The sequence below is a fragment of the Acinetobacter sp. Res13-Abat-PEC15-P4-01 genome, from assembly GCF_015676285.1.
Taxonomy (GTDB): Bacteria; Pseudomonadota; Gammaproteobacteria; order Pseudomonadales; family Moraxellaceae; genus Acinetobacter; species Acinetobacter nematophilus.
On sequence record NZ_JADAIN010000011.1, the window covers coordinates 1 to 18,507 of the forward strand.

Annotated in this window: 12 protein-coding genes; 8 read left to right on the top strand and 4 right to left on the bottom strand. The window is 40.8% G+C overall.

The window, feature by feature from the left end; genetic code table 11:
* Positions 1–92: 92 nt before the first annotated feature.
* A complete protein-coding gene (gene fusA, locus IMO47_RS04270) occupies positions 93–2,228 on the bottom strand; it encodes an elongation factor G (RefSeq protein WP_196076293.1) in 2,136 nt (711 codons plus the stop codon).
* A 21-nt stretch (positions 2,229–2,249) separates the two neighbouring features.
* Here fusA and IMO47_RS04275 point away from each other — a divergent pair, with 21 nt between their 5' ends.
* Positions 2,250–2,411 (top strand): hypothetical protein, encoded by a 162-nt coding sequence (locus IMO47_RS04275; protein WP_196083699.1) that lies wholly within the window; start codon positions 2,250–2,252, stop codon positions 2,409–2,411.
* 4 nt (positions 2,412–2,415) lie between these two features.
* On the opposite strand, the gene rpsG is transcribed toward IMO47_RS04275, so the two are convergent.
* From rpsG to IMO47_RS04290, 3 genes are all read right to left on the bottom strand, one after another.
* Positions 2,416–2,886, bottom strand: a complete 471-nt coding sequence (rpsG, locus tag IMO47_RS04280; RefSeq protein WP_004655203.1) for a 30S ribosomal protein S7 — start codon at positions 2,884–2,886, stop codon at positions 2,416–2,418.
* Positions 2,887–3,064: 178 nt separating this feature from the next.
* Complete coding sequence (rpsL, locus tag IMO47_RS04285; protein WP_000246374.1) at positions 3,065–3,439, bottom strand: 30S ribosomal protein S12; 375 nt, start codon at positions 3,437–3,439, stop codon at positions 3,065–3,067.
* A gap of 147 nt (positions 3,440–3,586) precedes the next feature.
* On the bottom strand, positions 3,587–5,053 hold the full coding sequence (locus IMO47_RS04290; RefSeq protein WP_196076294.1) for an EcsC family protein: 1,467 nt from the start codon (positions 5,051–5,053) through the stop codon (positions 3,587–3,589).
* Positions 5,054–5,399: 346 nt separating this feature from the next.
* Here IMO47_RS04290 and IMO47_RS04295 point away from each other — a divergent pair, with 346 nt between their 5' ends.
* The 7 genes from IMO47_RS04295 to IMO47_RS04325 all read left to right on the top strand — a co-directional run bounded on the left by IMO47_RS04295 (position 5,400) and on the right by IMO47_RS04325 (position 18,436).
* Positions 5,400–6,491 (top strand): AAA family ATPase, encoded by a 1,092-nt coding sequence (locus IMO47_RS04295; protein WP_196076295.1) that lies wholly within the window; start codon positions 5,400–5,402, stop codon positions 6,489–6,491.
* Positions 6,491–9,097, top strand: coding sequence for a DUF5682 family protein (locus IMO47_RS04300; protein ID WP_196076303.1), 2,607 nt, complete (start codon positions 6,491–6,493; stop codon positions 9,095–9,097). The genes IMO47_RS04295 and IMO47_RS04300 overlap by 1 nt, the downstream gene beginning before the upstream one ends.
* Positions 9,094–10,278, top strand: a complete 1,185-nt coding sequence (locus tag IMO47_RS04305) for a VWA domain-containing protein (protein WP_196076296.1) — start codon at positions 9,094–9,096, stop codon at positions 10,276–10,278. Before IMO47_RS04300 ends, IMO47_RS04305 begins: the two co-directional genes overlap by 4 nt.
* Positions 10,275–12,431: a hypothetical protein gene (locus tag IMO47_RS04310; RefSeq protein WP_196076297.1), complete on the top strand. Its 2,157-nt coding sequence runs from the start codon at positions 10,275–10,277 to the stop codon at positions 12,429–12,431. The genes IMO47_RS04305 and IMO47_RS04310 overlap by 4 nt, the downstream gene beginning before the upstream one ends.
* A gap of 114 nt (positions 12,432–12,545) precedes the next feature.
* On the top strand, positions 12,546–16,385 hold the full coding sequence (locus IMO47_RS04315; protein WP_196076298.1) for a DUF4132 domain-containing protein: 3,840 nt from the start codon (positions 12,546–12,548) through the stop codon (positions 16,383–16,385).
* Between the two features lie 284 nt (positions 16,386–16,669).
* The gene (locus IMO47_RS04320; RefSeq protein WP_196076299.1) at positions 16,670–17,902 is read left to right on the top strand and encodes a beta-ketoacyl synthase N-terminal-like domain-containing protein; all 1,233 of its coding nucleotides are present in this window, start codon (positions 16,670–16,672) and stop codon (positions 17,900–17,902) included.
* A gap of 81 nt (positions 17,903–17,983) precedes the next feature.
* Positions 17,984–18,436, top strand: a complete 453-nt coding sequence (locus IMO47_RS04325; RefSeq protein WP_004830008.1) for a CopD family protein — start codon at positions 17,984–17,986, stop codon at positions 18,434–18,436.
* Positions 18,437–18,507: the final 71 nt, after the last annotated feature.

The following is an 18,507-nucleotide window of genomic DNA, read 5'->3' on the forward strand; positions in this document are numbered from 1 at the left end:
AGAGCTTCCTTTTTTAACTACTCATGCAGGGTCACTGCATGAGCACTTGGTTTTTAACTATGAATTAGTTTGGGCTTATAGTAATCGAAAGATTACTCGTCGTCACCTTTTTTACCGCCAGACTGGAATTTAGAAATGATGCCTTCAGCCACGTTACGTGGAGTTTCAGCATATTTAGCAAATTCCATAGAGTATGTCGCACGACCTTGAGACATAGAACGCATTTGAGTCGCGTAACCAAACATCTCAGCAAGTGGAACTTCAGCACGAATGGCTTTAGTACCGCCAGGTAAGTCATCCATACCCTGAACCATACCACGACGACGGTTTAAGTCACCCATGATATCGCCCATGTAGTCTTCTGGAGTTTCTACTTCAACTTTCATGATCGGTTCAAGCAAGATCGGATCTGCTTTCATGAAACCATCACGGAATGCGTAAGAACCTGCCATTTTGAACGATAATTCGTCAGAGTCGACATCATGGTAAGAACCGTCAAATAATGTCGCTTTGATACCCACAACAGGGTAACCAGCCAAGACACCATTCTTCATACGTTCTTGAATACCTTTGTCAACTGCACCGAAGAATTCTTTAGGTACAACACCACCAACAACTTCTTCAGCGAATTCGTATTCTTTACCAGCTTCAGGGTCAAGCGGCTCTAAACGTACGTATACGTGACCGAATTTACCTTTACCACCAGTTTGACGAACGAATTTACCTTCTTGTTCAACAGACTTTTTGATTGTCTCACGGTAAGCAACCATTGGTTTACCAATGTTCGCTTCAACACCGAATTCACGTTTCATACGGTCAACGATGATGTCAAGGTGAAGCTCACCCATACCCGCAATAATTGTTTGACCAGATTCTTCGTCTGTGCGAACACGGAACGATGGATCTTCTTTCGCCAAACGACCTAAAGCAATTGACATTTTTTCTTGGTCAGCTTTAGTTTTTGGCTCAACTGCAAGTGCAATTACCGGCTCAGGGAATTCCATACGCTCAAGTGTGATGACATTTTTCTCATCACAAAGTGTATCACCTGTAGTTACGTCTTTAAGACCTACACACGCAGCGATATCACCCGCACGGATTTCTTCAACGTCTTGACGATCGTTTGCGTGCATTTGCACGATACGACCAATACGTTCACGTTTAGATTTAACTGGGTTATAAACAGAATCACCTTGTTTAAGAACACCAGAATAAACACGTACGAATGTCAAGTTACCTACGAACTTGTCGTTCATGATTTTGAACGCCAATGCAGAGAATGGAGCTTCGTCAGATGCTTCACGAACAGCTTTAGTTTCAGCTTTATCGTCAAGTACACCTTCAATCGCTTTCACTTCTGTAGGTGATGGCAAGAATTCAATTACAGCATCCAACATACGTTGAACACCTTTGTTTTTGAACGCTGTACCACAAAGCATTGGTTGAATTTGACAAGCTAATGTTTGAACACGTAGACCTTTAACGATGTCTTCTTTGTCAAGATCACCATTTTCAAGGTATTTGTCCATTAACTCTTCAGAAGCTTCAGCAGCAGCTTCAACCATGTTTGTACGCCATTCTTCAGCAGTCGCTTGAAGATCAGCTGGAATATCGCCGTATTCGAACTTCATACCTTGAGAAGCTTCGTCCCAAATGATCGCTTTCATTTCGATCAGGTCGATAACACCTTGGAAGTTTTCTTCAGCACCGATTGGAACAACGATAGGTACAGGATGTGCACCAAGACGTGTTTTCATTTGTTCAACAACACGGAAGAAGTTTGCACCTGTACGGTCCATCTTGTTCACGAATGCTAAACGAGGTACTTGGTACTTGTTCGCTTGACGCCATACAGTTTCAGACTGAGGTTGTACACCACCTACAGCACAGTAAACCATACAAGCACCATCAAGAACACGCATAGAACGTTCAACTTCGATTGTGAAGTCTACGTGTCCCGGTGTATCGATTACGTTGATACGGTGTTCAGGGAACTGTTTACTCATACCTGACCAGAATGTAGTCGTAGCAGCTGAAGTGATTGTAATACCACGTTCTTGCTCTTGTTCCATCCAGTCCATTGTTGCTGCACCATCATGTACTTCACCGATTTTGTGAGATACACCTGTGTAGAACAAAATACGTTCTGTAGTCGTGGTTTTACCAGCATCAATGTGCGCAGAAATACCAATGTTACGATAACGAGAAATTGGGGTTTGACGAGCCATGATTTCTTGCATTCCTAAATTTTGTTGTTTAAAACAGGACGCACCAATGAAGCATTGATGCGTACGGATACTCAATACGTAATGGGCAACTTAAATACCCGCAAATCCCCCACTTTGGTAGAGGGCGATGTTAAATCGAGCTGCAATACGCATGAGTATTCTCCTGATAAGGGACTGTTTTAGCCGCTTAGAAGCGGTAGTGAGAGAAGGCTTTGTTAGCTTCAGCCATACGGTGCACATCTTCACGTTTTTTGATCGCTGCGCCTTTGCCTTCAGCTGCATCAAGCAACTCACCAGCAAGACGTAACGCCATAGTTTTTTCAGAACGCTTAGCAGCAGCATCTACTAACCAACGCATAGCCAAGGCAGTACGACGGGATGGGCGTACTTCCATAGGTACTTGATAAGTAGCACCACCAACACGGCGTGCTTTTACTTCGACCATAGGACGAACTTTTTCAAGAGTAGTCTCAAAAAATTCAACTGGGTCAACTTTGTTTTTTTCTTGAACGCGGTCTAAAGCACCGTAAACGATACTTTCAGCAATAGACTTTTTACCATCTTGCATTACGTGGTTCATGAATTTAGCGATTGTTTGGCTACTGAACTTAGGATCCGGAAGGATTTCACGAGCAGCAACTACGCGACGTCTTGGCATTTTAATCTACCTATAAATATGACACTTCAGGTTTATCCAGCATGAGCACAAAGTGTCATGTGCTATTCGCTGGCCTTACTACACGTCGCTTGAATTTCACAAAATTAATGCAGAAATCAGACAAGCGAGACGATAAAGGATTGCGGTTCTATCTGCTTAAGAAGCTAATCTCGAAAGATTATTTCTTAGGACGTTTAGCACCGTATTTTGAACGAGACTGGTTACGATCTTTAACACCAGCACAGTCCAAAGAACCACGAACGGTATGGTAACGTACACCCGGTAAGTCTTTAACACGACCACCACGGATAAGAACAACACTGTGCTCTTGCAGGTTATGACCTTCACCACCGATATAGCTAGAAACTTCGAAACCTGAAGTTAAGCGAACACGGCAAACTTTACGCATTGCTGAGTTAGGTTTTTTAGGTGTAGTTGTATAAACACGTGTACAAACACCACGACGTTGTGGACAAGCCTTCAACGCAGGAACTTTTGATTTTTCAACCAAAGTTGTACGACCCTTACGGATCAACTGATTTGTTGTTGCCATATGGCAATTCTCCCGTTAATAAAAAGCCTCAAAAAATTACCACTTTTTGAGGGCATGCAATTGTAAGCCAAGATGTAAAAATGGTCAATATTCAACGTACTGTCAAATATTGACCATTTCGAACTTTGCCGATAAAACCAAGCAAACTTAATTCAGCTTATTTTCTGATTTCTTATCAGTAGCTTCTAGGTTTTTTTCAGTGCTTTTTACCGTATTTTCAGCGCTGACTTTCGGTTTCGCAGGCGTACGCTTTTTTGTTACAGTTTTTGCTGCTGTGGTGGTCTTTACCGCAGGAATTGAGGTTGATGTTGCTGGTTTCTTCTGTACATTGCGGCGAGGTTTTGCTTGGATCGATTTTTCATCCGATTGTACAGATGCGTTCTTTTCAATATGCGTCTCAGCTAATTTCTGAATTCCCTGCTCAACTTTTTCGACAGGATTTGAAACAACATCCTTCTCACTGGATTTTTCTTTCACTTCAACTTGAGTAATCGTTTTGTTTTCAATTTGTGCATCAGATTTCTGTGGATCAGTCTTTTGCGAGGAGTCCGCTAGAAGCAATGGATTGGCATGAGACAACAATTGAGTAAACTGCTCATAAGCCTCTAGAGTATCGATTGTCTGATCAGGATGCTGAAGTAAATATTGACGTGCTCCCGAAAAAACAATTTGAGCTTGCTCTGTGGCATCATCCACCAGTTTCCAGCTATATACAGCGCTGATTCCCATCGTGGCCAAAGGTGTTAAACGCGTCAAAAGATTAAACTGAGGAAGATGATTCATCCAAGATAATTTGAATGAACCATCTTCATTGGCAATCCATTTTTTGAGCAGCTCTGCATCATTTGCTGAACCTAGTAATTGCTGAAGTTGATTGACATTATGAGTTTGCAAAACACCTGCAAATGTTCGAATCGCCGCAATCAATGCCTGCTTTTCAGCGACAGTCCCCAAATCAATCTGTTTAAAAATATATTCCACTACTGCATGATCTTTCGCCTGCAACTCAAAACCATATGCCCGACCCGTATGGTAAACACTGCGGAGTGCCAGAGCCAGGGAAGCAGGAATATCAATAAGCGTACCCACGCCTCCAACCGCACCCGTCAATGTACCTTGAATTGCGGCAATAATTTTATTTTGATTGGCTAATGCAGTACTGATCCGTCGTGAACGATCAGTATCTTGACTGAGTTCTGCCAGATTTTTTGCACCAACCTCTTTTAATACAGACTCGACAGAAGTCAACTCAGAGACGAAATCATTGAGTTTATCAAAAAGAAAGTCGGATAATTTATCGTTCAAGTCCGGTGAGATAAATGAAGCAACATGATTAATTTTTTTTGAATGCTTTCCTAAAAGTTTGCCAGTTACGTTGGGCAAATGCTCACGCATCATTTGCTGAGGGTTTTCATATTTTTTACGCTCAAAAGCGTTTTTTTCTTGCGCTGTACCTTGAACAACTGAGTCTGCTTGAGGGCTATGTGTAAGCTTGCTGACTGTTCCTGGCGCGACATGCTGAAGCACATTTAAACCCGTTTCACTGAGTTTTTTTGCTACACCAAAAGCATTTGAAATAAGTCCGCTTGAATGTTTTTTATTGGAATTTACCATCTGCATCCTCTGTAACTATGTTTATATTAAATATTAAGACATGTACCCTGAGTCTGCTGACGACTCACCTAAGATGAAATCAGCAACAGCCCCATACATTAATGTACCGAATCATTCACCAATACAATCACTATTTCATAAAATTTCAGTACAGATCAGTATACGATACAATTATAAACAATCTGAACGCCACCCAATGGCGATAAAATGAATTTATTTCAGGATAAACCATAAGATTAACAAATAGATGTCATAATTTGTCGCGAACAACAATTGTACGGGTGGTGATCTTGGCTTTTGCCAGTTATGATAGTTTTATTCTTTCAAATATATTTACTCAATGATTATGAAACAGAATTTACAGAATCAAATTAAATACAGTTCAGAACAAAAATATCAAGCAGAACTAGAACGTTTGAAAGAACAGGATCAGCATAGAAAACCAGCAGGCTGGCAACTTTCAGCTTATGCGGTTCGTTCATTTATTTTAGGTGATCACAAACTTGATATTCAGAAGAAGTTTTATGGTGACGATGCGCTTGTTGACCGTGCCCTAGTAACGTTGATGGGAAATCAAGGGCTGATGTTGGTTGGTGAACCGGGTACGGCTAAATCCATGCTTTCAGAACTGTTCAGTGCAGCGATCTCTGGAAACTCTCATCTCACCATACAAGGAACTGCGGGTACAACCGAAGACCACATTAAATACTCATGGAACTATGCCCTGCTGTTGTCAGAAGGTCCTACTGAAAAATCACTGATTCCATCCCCCTTATTCCACGCCATGAAAAATGGTCAAATTGTACGATTTGAAGAAATCACCCGTTGCCCGCCTGAAATTCAGGACGTTTTGGTGTCGTTACTTTCAGAAAAACAAATGATGATTCCAGAAATGGGACAAGATTTTAACCTAGCGGCGACTCAGGGTTTTAATATCATTGCCACAGCCAACTTACGTGACCGTGGTGTGCATGAGATGTCTGCCGCATTGAAGCGACGTTTTAATTTTGAAACAGTCAAAGCGATCCGTGATCGAAAGTTTGAGATTGAATTGGTTGGATTACAACTGAAACAGCAGCTTGCAGAGCTTTACCAAGAGATTCAGATTCGCCCACAAATCATTGAGCTGTTGGTCACTATTTTCAATGAATTAAGAACTGGGCAAAGTCTACAAGGGGCAACATTAAAAACACCTGACGCGGTCATGTCTACAGCCGAAGCAGTAAATATTGCCCATGCTGCTGGACTTCAAGCCCTCTATCTGAGTGATGGCATCCTAAAGGCAGAACATATCGCACAACAGTTGGTTGGTGTTGTATTTAAGGATAATCCAGATGATGCCAAACGTCTGCGTTATTATCTAGACACGGTAGTCAAAGAACGTGCACGTAAAGACGATGATTGGAAAAGTTTTTATGAAGCCAGTCGAGAGTTTTAATCATGCAATCACTGGACCCAAACACAGTCATTGATGAAATGCCCTCACGATTAAAACAAGCATTTCACCTAAAACAACAATTAGCACAGCAAAATGTGTTCTTTGCACCTATTCGCCATCATAGTCCAGCCTGTGCTTTTGCTTTGAAACAATACATCAATGAAATTAAACCCACGCATATATTGATTGAAGCACCCGGCAGTTTTGAGTTTTTAATCCAAAGCTTACAAGACCAAGCTACCGAACCACCAATTGCGATCTTTGCACAAGCACAATTTCACAATACGGTAACCCCATCTCGTTTGAAAGAGGATGAAACAGATCAAGCCAATCGATCTCAACCTGAGATTTTTTCTGCCTATTTTCCTTTTTGTGAATATTCACCAGAATGGGTGGCGATTCAGGAGGCAAAACAACAACATGCAGAGGTTAAGTTTATTGACTTGGATTGGGCTGAACAAAGCATTTTAAAAAGTCAGCAAAAGAATGTTGACTGGCAACAAAAAAGTTTGATGTCTGAACGTTATTTTGCACATAGTCAATATATTCAAAAACTGGCTGAAAGCATGCATTGTCGAAACCATGACGAGCTGTGGGATCATTTATTTGAATTGCAAAGCGCCAGTCAACTACAACAAGCACAACAGTTTTTTGATGATGTGTTTGTGTGGTGCTCATTGGCACGACTGGACTACGAACGAGAGGTTCTATTACAAGAAGCCTCCTTACACCGTGAAGACGTCATGTGGAATTGTATCCAAAAGGCGATGAATCCAAAACACAAAGTTTTAGTGGTGACGGGCGGGTTCCATAGTATTGCCTTAATTGAAAATTTGAGTGACAGCGCTCAGGCTGAACGTTTTATTGTTCAAGCTTCAACCCAAAAGTGGCAAGAACAAGCATGGCTGATTCGCTATAGTTTTGATCGTCTCGATGCGCTGAATGGTTACGCTTCAGGAATGCCCTCACCTGCCTATTATCAACAACACTGGCAACATTTAAATACGCAGAACGCTCCATCACAGACAGACCCACAACAACATTTTTTTCAGTACCTAAATGAGTTGTGCCATTTTTTAAATCAACAGAATGCACTTGATGTCACCCCCTATATCGCACTTAAAAATACCGCGGAAATCGCATGGCAATTGGCGGTACTGCGTGGGCACAATCAACCCAGCCGTTATGATTTACTCGATGCATTACAGTCTGCACTGATCAAAGGTGAAATGGATGACGGACAACAACATCTATTTACCCATATTTTTCAGTTTTTAGGTGGACAGCGACTTGGCAAAGTTGCGCAGAATCAACATAGCCCAGCTTTACTTCAAAATACCTATCAACAAATTAAGGCTTACCGCTTTAATATCAATGACACCATTTTACGTCATCGAAAACTGGATATTTATCGTAAGCCACTGCATCAAGAAATCAGCCAATATCTGCATTTATTGGCGTTTGTCGACTGTCATTTTGCGCAACGTATTTCAGGACCTGATTTTGTGCAAGGCGCAAGCTTGGATCTTCTATTCGAGGAATGGCGTTATGCTTGGACACCTAGTGTTGAAGCACGCTTGATTGAACTGGCTGAAATGGGCAATCAGCTTGAACAGATTGCATTGATTAAAATGCTCAAGTTGCAGCAAGAAAATGAGCAACAGGGTATGGGGCAATCCGCATTTGAAACTGCCAAATTGCTGGCTCTCGCCTGCCGTTTGGGATTAAAGCAGCATTTGAAACTGTTGAATCAGCAACTCGATGGATATCTTGAAAGCGATCAAAACTTGGCTTCAGTGATTGGTGCAGCACAACAACTCTATTATTTGTGGCATGGTCGCAGTCTGCTCAACCTCCCCGAACAGATGCTATTGAAAAGTTTAAGTTTTGCTGTCTATCAAGCCTGTTTTTTACTTGATCAACTTTATGATACACATGAAGAAAAAATTGAACAAAACCTGAAAAGTCTGAAAACCTTACATCAACTGATTTTAAACATCCGACAACAGAAGATGCAGCTTGAACATCATGCATTTAAGACTCAAACCTTCGATTTATTGAGTTTGATGTATGAACAGATTGATCCAACAAAACTGGATGAATTCCATCTTAACGCGCTGAAAGGTGCGCTGCATACCTTACAATTTTTAGATCATCAGATTGAGCAACAACAGCTGCGGCAATACTTACAACTGGCTTTTGCTGTAGGCAGCTCTCCAGAAGACTCGGTGCAGTATTTACATGGCATGTTTTTTATTGCACCTGAGATCTTTGTACAATCAAAAGTAGCAATTGATGCATTGCATCAATTGGTCAGTCATTGGACTGAAGAAACCTTTATTCAGATTCTACCTGATTTACGTTATATCTTTAGTCAGCTCACGCCTAAGCAAAGTACTCAGGTGTCTAGATTTATCGCTCAAACCACAGGGCTTGGCAATGACACCATTCTGGATCAGGTGTTGAGTCATATTAGTGAACAGGATGTTTTACAAGGCGTTCAACTAAACCAACAACTTCAGAAAATATTTACATATGACCATTTAGAGCACTGGGCAACCCCCTCAAAACAACACTCGTCTAAACAGCAGGGAGCAAACTCATGAGCCAATTGCCTCCTGAACAAAATCAACATGACAACTCAGACACTCAGCTTACTCTCGATGCAGTGGATCAAGCTCGCCGATGGCGCCTGATGTTGGGTCGATATGCAGATCAAAATTTATCTGCTGCTACGCTGTCTGGTGAGCAATTGAAGCTTGAACGCAATCTCGATTATCTCTATCAAAATGAATATAAACGTCGAGGCATCCAACAGGGGAAAAACCGTCATGGTGGTTTAGAAGCATCCCAATTGAATGCGATTAATTGGCTGAATCAAAGTCGTAAACTTTTTCCAAAATCAACTTTTGAACGCATGCAAAAGCAAGCGATTGAACGTTATGAGCTGACTGAGTTATTTAAGAATCCTGAACATGTACGACAGCTTGAACCTAATCCAGCGGTAGCCAAAGCCTTGCTGAGTATGCGTGGTCGTTTAAGCACAGAGATGAAAGAGGCGATCCGTGAATTAATTCGAAAGGTGGTTGAAGAATTACTTCAAAAAATTCGAGCTCAATTTCTACAAGCCTTACAGGGTCGTCGTAATCGTTTTAAACGTTCACACCTCAAACAAGCACAGAATTTTGACTGGAAACGCACCATCCAGTCCAATCTGAAAAACTATCAACCTGATTTACAGAAACTGATTATTCAGACCCCTTATTTTAACGCACGCGTACAGAAGCACTTAGCTTGGGAAATTGTCCTGTGCGTAGACCAAAGTGGTTCAATGATGGACTCCATCATGTATGCCGCGATATGTGCCAGTATTTTAGCTGCACTGCCTGCGGTCAGTATCAGCTTGGTGCTGTTTGATACTCAAATCGTTGATCTTAGTCATTTGGCACATGATCCTGTTGAAGTGCTACTGACTATTCAGCTGGGTGGGGGAACCAATATTGGTCAGGCATTACACTATTGCCAAAACAAAATTAAACAGCCTCATCGCAGCATTTTAGTTTTGATCAGTGATTTTGAAGAAGGTGCTTCAGTTCAACAGATGCTGAATACCACCAGTCAACTTCATCAACAAGGCTGTAAATTACTTGGACTTGCTGCACTTGATCAGTCTGCCAATCCCGTTTATGACATCAATATGGCACAAAAACTTCAAGAACGCGGCATGCAAATCGCAGCAATGACTCCTGAACATTTAGCAACTTGGTTTGCAGAGGTAATGCAATGAGTTGGCAGATATATACCCAATACGATGAAGACAGCCTGATCATGCACAGTAATGCAGGCTTATTAAGACGGGCACGAAAAGCACTCAATGATGTTGAATTACTTCGACAAAGTGCTGATCAACTGTTATTTAAAGTGGAAGAATGCGAAGTTGAGCTGCCTGAGGCAGGCATCACCAAGGCTCAATGCAATTGTTCTGCCCAAGGTTGTTGCAAACATATTTTAACCAGTATTTTATGGGTTCAAGAAAATGTCTCACACTTTTCAAGCATTGACAGTTCGCAAGACTGTTCATCAGATTATAAGTTTGAAAATTCGACTGAAAGCCCACCTCAGCAGCATACGCACTCAGCAACTACAGCAGTCGGGCAAAACACACCATCTGCAAAAGAAAAACTTCTAAACTTTGATCCAAACAAAATTCAAAAGCAGGCAGGCAAAGCCAATGTCCGTTTGGCTTATGAATTTATTCAAAACTGGTTGGCACAACCTGAACAGTGTCAGATTGACATTCAGACCAACAAAATTTCTTTTCATACCGATTTAAGTTCCGATCCCGTTCTGCTCTACCCTGCAACTGGATTTGAAGGCATCTTGTCAGAAATCAGTGACAAACAAAAAATTGCAGCACATTTAGCATGTGTTGCCTACTTCTTTCTACAACATGCACCAGAAAAATGGCAATGGTCGATCGAGTTAAGCGAACAGCAATACCACTCGAGCCAACACCTTTCCTTAGATGATCGTGAATTCATCGAAGAACTTAAAATAATTTGTCAGCACTTTATTCAACAGGGTTTATCCCATCTTGCAAAAGAAAGCGTCATGTCACTGCATATTTTAAATATGCAGGCACGTGCTCAGAATCTTCCTCGCCTCGGGAGTTTATTACGTGCACTACATGGCACTATGCGACAATTTTTAGAGGATGATGTACAGGTTGATGAGCAACAGATTTATAATCAGTTGGCACATCTATATGCTTATCTGACCGCACTTTCAGAAATTGAGTCTTTAAAGCCGGAGTTTCAAACAGAAGCTTTAGCCAAGCTGCGTGGGGTTGTAAAGCGTGATTATCAAAATGAAACGATTGCACATTTGATTCCACTCGGTTGTGAATGGTGGAGTACCGAAAGTGGTGCGCATGGCTTAACCGTCTGTTTTTGGGATGTTTCTGAACAACAGCTCAAAGAAGTCACTCAAGCCAGAGCCAATCATTTAGACCGCACTTTTGATATGCACAGTGCTGCCAATACTGGAATTTGGGGAAGCTCTTTGAGCTTTTTATTGCAACATCAGTTGGAGCTGACGCATGCAAAATCAAGTTCAGAGACTCAGCTCAGTGCAAGTACGGATACCCGCTTTTTACAGAAAGGTTCGTTTAATGAGTTGACCATTTCTGATCTGGACCAGATGAATATTGGCATATCTCAATGGGAAACTTTACACAAGATACTTGTCCCCCACTCAAGTCTTGAACAACTCAACTCACGTTATGTCCTGTTGCGTCACCACCATATCAATCCACCTGAACTTAACGAGCTTGAACAGTATTTTGAATATCGTGTAACCGATCAACAAGACATTGGATTGAAATTAGTGATCCCGATCGAACCAGAATATCGTGTTCGAATTAAAAATCTGACTCATCTTATCCAAAATGAAAAAATTCTTGCGACTTTGGTACGTGTTGAAACAACACAGCAACAGTTGCAATTCATTCCATGTAGCGTGATTTGGCAATCCCCGAAAGGCTTAAAAATTTTTAGTCTCGACTATGACCATCCTATACAAAAGAAAAGTAGTTTGGCTGAACTGATCACAGGGCGAATTGAGAAACTTCTGGAACAAAAAAAACAATGGCAAAAACAACAGCATCTGTCTGCTTTAGAGATTTTGGTTTTAGAAACACAGTCATTACTTGAGTTTTATGCCAATACCGGGCGTTCTCAATTTGATCGCGATGACCAAATTAAACTCAATGATCTTGCCCAACAATTTGCAGAGTTGGGTTTAAGTTTTATTTACAACACATTACAAATGGATGCCACTGAAGAGACTCTTGCAACGCAGCTTTTAAAATGGCGACATGTTTTATTACAACTGCAACGCTTAAATCAAAGGATCGCTTTAGAAGGACAAGTTACGTCGTGATAAATTAGTCGTGGTATTTAAATTGATGATATTTTTCTATAATTTTGCTGAATAACCAAGCGAAGTATTAAAGACTATAGAAAAGCAACTCTCAGTTGCTGAAAAGGAATGTATATGTTGAATCAACTTTTTTCAAAAATAGAGTCTATGTTTTCGAAGCCTGAAGATAAAAGTATTCAAGCACAGCAGGCAAACCCATCTCATGCCGAGGAGATCCAAAAATATAATGAGAACCTTAAAAGCAAAGTAGAAAAGCTTTACCATATTTTTAGTCCTTTGGCTGTTATTGAAGAACAACTTGATCAGCATGTTGTTTTATTTATTTTGGATGGTGAAAACCCTGAAATTCTTATTAAACTACAACAGTACACCGACGAAAAAGCTTTGCTTTTATTGGGCAAGCCAGGTACCTATAGCTGGTATTGGCCTCAAAACAATCAAGCCTTGGATAAAAAACAAAATAAGCTTGCTGACGCAGCATTAAAACTGCGCCGTCGCTATTATGGCGAGATCTTTGATGAATTAAACTTTGATCAGATTATTCGTTTTGCCAAAGTGCTTGAAGCCGCTACCAAACAAAAAAATTTCACCAATATATATGAAAAAGTACCTTCTTGGTTTATCTATCTTACCGTAGATGCATTTATCACTGCTTTTGATAGTCAACATTTTAGTGAAACTGATCCAAATAAACTCTTAAAGCAGAATTGGACACAACAAAAACTGGTCGATTTACTTGAAAGCGATCAGCAAGGTTTGGGACAAGAGCTATTAGCTTATTTATTTGAGCGTCAGAATATAGACAGTTACCATGCCAATAAGTTAGAAAAAATATTGTTATTGAAAGATACCAAAGAATTTATTACGGAACGCTTGGAACAATTAAAAAACATCATTCCAGCATTGAGCATCATCGGACAAGAAAACTTTTTAGATTATATTGTTAAACAGCCTTCTCTCATCAAACAAGTGCCGGACTTGATTGTAAAACTCGCCATCGGCAAGTCTAAAACAATCCGTACAAAGGCAACCAGTTTACTGAGCAATCTGAATGCTGAAGATAGTCAAAAATATTTACAACACAGTTTACTGGAAGGTTCTAGCCAAGAGCGTGGTTTTTCAGCAGATTTATTGGCGCGTTTGGGCGCAGACAACCTTGCTGTCTTAGAACAAGCTTTTGAGCAAGAAAAGCAAAAGTCAGTACAACAAATCCTACAAATGGCAATTCAACGCCTAAGATCCGTTGACAGTGCTCAGCTTCAAGAAAATATTGAAACACCCGAATTCAAACCCTTTACCGAACAAAAAATTCCGCAGCATTTTTCAGAAATTATTTTAGAAAATTATCAGCAGATTTTAGCAAAAGCTGAACAAAATGCCGCAGATGAAATCGAAGAAAATAAAACCGCCAACTACAAGCGTAATTGGGCGCAAGATCATTTGAAACAACTGAAAAAGATCAGCCGAGAGAGTTTATTGGCACTTGTAGATCAATTGAATGGGGATGCGCCATTTAAAAATTTCCACAACCTAGAAAATATTATTACCTATAAAAACAAATATAAAAAATACCCAGAATTTTCGATAATCCATGCGGCTCGAATCGTTTCTACACGAAATCGGGACTGGATCTATTGGCCAAATTTATTTGAAATGCTACGTCCAGAAGAATATGCACAATATGAGTTGCGTCATATTGTCCAAGCCCTAGAAGCCGCTAAGTTTTTCAGTCCACAACGCAAAGTTGCCAAAGGTATTTTATCGTCTTCATCCTACTATGAAAGTTTACAGGATTATATTTACGAAGCAGATAAAATTTGGCCATTCTTTGCGGAACATCAAGAATACTTAACTGAAGCTTTAGGACTTTCCCCCTCATTGGAAAAAAATGAATATCAAAGCTTTACACCGTCTGATGCGATTTTTGTATTGAAATGCTTTCCATCTCTGCCTACTCAATTTATTCCACGTTTGCTGGAATTTGCCTTAGGTGAGAACAAACGACTGCGTTATGAAGCACAAGAAACCTTACAACACCTTCCTGATATTCATCTTCGCGCGATTGAAGCACTAGACTCAGGCAAACAAGAGATTCGAATTACAGCCATTGAATGGCTCGCACGATTACAGAATCAAGATGCAGTAAAACCGCTCAATACTTTATTGAAGAAAGAGAAAAAAGAAATTGTACGCGCAGCACTATTAACTGCACTGGAAAAATTAGGGCAAGATATTAGTGCCTATCTCGAACCGGAAGTATTACTCAAAGAAGCAGAAGACGGACTCAAAGGTAAACTATCGGCAAGCTTTACCTGGTTTGATTTTGAAACACTGCCAAAAGTGAAGTGGAAAAATGGCAAAGTTGTCGATCCCAAGATCATTCAATGGTGGGTGATTTTGGCAGAAAAACTCAAAGAGCCAAAAGCCAACGAATTATTGCAACGTTATACCCATCTATTGGATGAAAAAGATCAAGTTCAACTGGCAAATCATTTACTGCACAGTTTTATCCATCAAGATACTTTGCAAACACCGCTTGATGAAGCGACACAATACGCGACCCAAGAAGCACCAAGTCGCTTGAATTCTTATCGCGATGCGTATAAACGCTATGGTGAACAATATCCTGAATATTATGCCAAATACGCAACCATCACTTTAGAAGAAGTGATTGATGAAATTAAGCGTGAACGTTTAGGTCTCTACCTGGGTTCTGCAATCAAGAGCAAGGGTATGCTTTCACTGACCGCCAATGCACAGGGCAGTTTTGCAGTCAAACAACTGCAAAACTATATGAAACAGCACTACCCTCGTCGCTCGCAAATTGAAGCGATGATCAGTGCATTGTCCATCAGCAATGATCCTTTGATTATCCAGCTATTGCTTTCACTTTCTCGCCGTTATCGTACTGCTTCAGTACAGACCCTTGCGAATCATTTAGTGGCTGAAATCGCAGAACGCAACCAATGGACCAGTGATGAGCTTGCTGATCGCACCATTCCAACTGCTGGCTTAGACGAAAATGGTGTATTACAACTGCAATATGGCTCACGTAACTTTACTGCGTTTGTAGATGATAAAGACAAATTTATCTTAAAAAATGAAGAAGGGAAAGAAGTCAAAGCCCTACCTGCTGCGCGCCAAAATGATGATGAGAGTTTGATCAAAGAGGCTAAATCACTGTTCAGCACCAGTAAAAAAGAGTTCAAACAAGTGGTGGATATGCAAACCGGGCGTTTGTATGAAGCAATGTGCAGTGAACGTCAGTGGAATGTTGCTGAATGGCAAGAGTACATCTTTGCACATCCGATTATGCGTCGCTTGATTCAACGTCTGACTTGGCTCGAAATTAAAACCACCGGTGAAAAAGTCAGTTTTAGACCAAGTGATGATGGTGCATTATTGAATTTGGACGATGATGAAATTGAACTCAGCCCCGAGAGTAAAATTCAAATTTCACATGCGGTTTTAGTTGGTGAAGATGAAGCACAGGCTTGGATTGCTCACTTTAAAGACTACAAAGTGAAGTTTTTATTTGAGCAAATGACACATCATCTACCACAATTTGAAGATGAAAATGCCACAGAGATCAGTGATCATAAAGGTTGGCTGACTGACACATTTACCTTACGGGGTGTGGTAACCAAGCTGGGATATCAACGTGCCAGCATTGAAGATGGTGGTTCTTTTGATCGATATACCAAACCGTATAAACAACTGGGTATTGAGGTCGAAATCACATTCAGCGGCAGTTATGTTCCAGAAGAAAATATTCCAGCTGTACTCTATGAATTGGCATTTAGTAAAAAAGGTAGCCGCTCTTGGAACAACAATGAACTTCCCATAAAGGAGATTCCGCCTATTTTATTGGCAGAAAGCTATGCTGATTATTTGAAGGTTGCCGCTTCAACATCAGGATTTGATCCTGAATGGGAAAAGAAAACACCGTGGTAAGGCATATTTCTTTAAAGTTGATTTAAGAAATCATCGCTATAAACCGTCTATAATGACTTGTCGTTATGGATGGTTTTGCCTAATTGAGGTAAATATCCATGATTCATTAAACTGCTACGGCATGGCATAAAAGCATGGATATTCAAGTAATTAAGCAACATTTAATCCTTAAAGTTATCTGTCTAAATGATGCTTAAGAATCAGTATCTTTCGCCATTGAACTGAAAAACTAAACGCGTTTAAATGTGACCATTCATTCTGTATTCTAAAATAAAGGACTTTGCATGAACCGTCGTGTTGTGATCACTGGTATGGGTATTAACTCATGTATCGGTAATACATTGGAAGCTGTTAAGCATTCTTTGGAAAATGGTATTTCAGGAACACGTCATAATTCAACTTACGAAGAACTTAATTTTAAAAGTCATGTCAGTGCCGCCGCTGAACAGGATTTTGATGGTATTGACCGTAAGCTGAAACGCTTTATGGGTGTTTGTGCCATGTATGCATACAATTCAGCACTTGCAGCCGTTGAACATGCAGGTTTAACAGCAGAACAAATCGGTGGTAACCCACGTTATGGTATTGCAGGCGGTTCAGGCGGTAACTCAACTGCTTCTGTCGCAGAAATGGTTAAGCTTCTGGAAGAAAAAGGCGCACGTAAAATCGGTCCTTTCTTCGTACCGCGTAATATGTCAAACACCATCACTGCCAATGTCGGTGTTGCATTCAAACTACAAGGTGTTGCACATTCCATTACCAGTGCTTGTGCAACTTCTGCTGATGCGATTGGTTATGCTTACAACCTGATCCAATTGGGCAAACAAGATTTAATGCTTGCTGGGGGGGGTGAAGAAGATCACTGGTCACAAAGTTTATTGTTTGATGCAATGGGCGCGCTTTGTTCTAAATACAATGAAACACCTGAAACAGCTTCTCGTCCATATTCAGCCGATCGTGATGGCTTCGTCATCGCTGGCGGTGGTGGTTTCGTGGTACTTGAATCGCTTGAACATGCCCAAGCGCGTGGTGCAAATATCCTTGCTGAAGTTGTTGCCTATGCGGCGAACTCTGACGGTGCGGATATGGTTGCACCATCAGGTGAAGGGGCAACACGTTGTATCCTTATGGCACTTGAAGAAGCCAAACAACATGGCGTAGACAAGATCGACTATGTGAATACGCATGGTACATCTACCCCTGCTGGTGATGTGACAGAGTTACTTGCCATGGGACGTGCGTTCGGTGAAGGCAATGTTCCTCCACTCAGTTCAACCAAATCGATGACAGGTCATAGCTTAGGTGCTGCCGGTGTCCAAGAAGCCATTTACTCTGTGTTGATGATGCAAAACGACTTTATCGCACCCAACATCAATGTAACTGAACTTGATGAAGGTGCAAAAGGCTATGACATCGTACTTGAAAAACGTGACGCAAAATTGAATACTGTAATGAGTAACAGTTTCGGTTTTGGCGGTGTAAATGCTTGTCTCATTTTCAAGAAATGGGAAGGCTAATTTAAGCAATTCTGATCATTCATGGTTTTCTATACTGTGAATGATCAAGTTTTCGCTCACTGCCCTTAAAAGGGTAAATTGATGGATGCTCCTTCTGAAGCTTTCCTTTGGGTTAAAGCTTTACATATCATAGCAGTCGTATGCTGGTTTGCTGCACTGTTCTATCTTCCCCGCTTATACGTTTATCATGCAATGAGTGAGGATACAGTCAGCCATCAACGTTTCGAAATTATGGAGCGTAAGTTGTATCGTGGCATCATGTGGCCATCGATGATTGCAACATTGATTACTGCGCATTTTTTAGTGGATTGGGGTGATGCCACACGTCACTACCATGAAGCATTGTGGTTTTATCTCAAAGTTGGCTTGGTGGGTCTGTTGGTGATTTACCACTTTGTTTGTGGTTATTACCGTAAAAAACTGATTGGCAATGCCCATTATAAATCACACAAGTTTTGGCGTTTTTTTAATGAGATGCCAACATTGATTTTATTTGCCGTGATTATATTGGTGGTGGTTAAACCGACGTTTTAGTCTCAAAACTATATTTGCCTCACATTCACTTAACTGACTGGCATGTTTTTATATTCCATGAAGTCAATCCA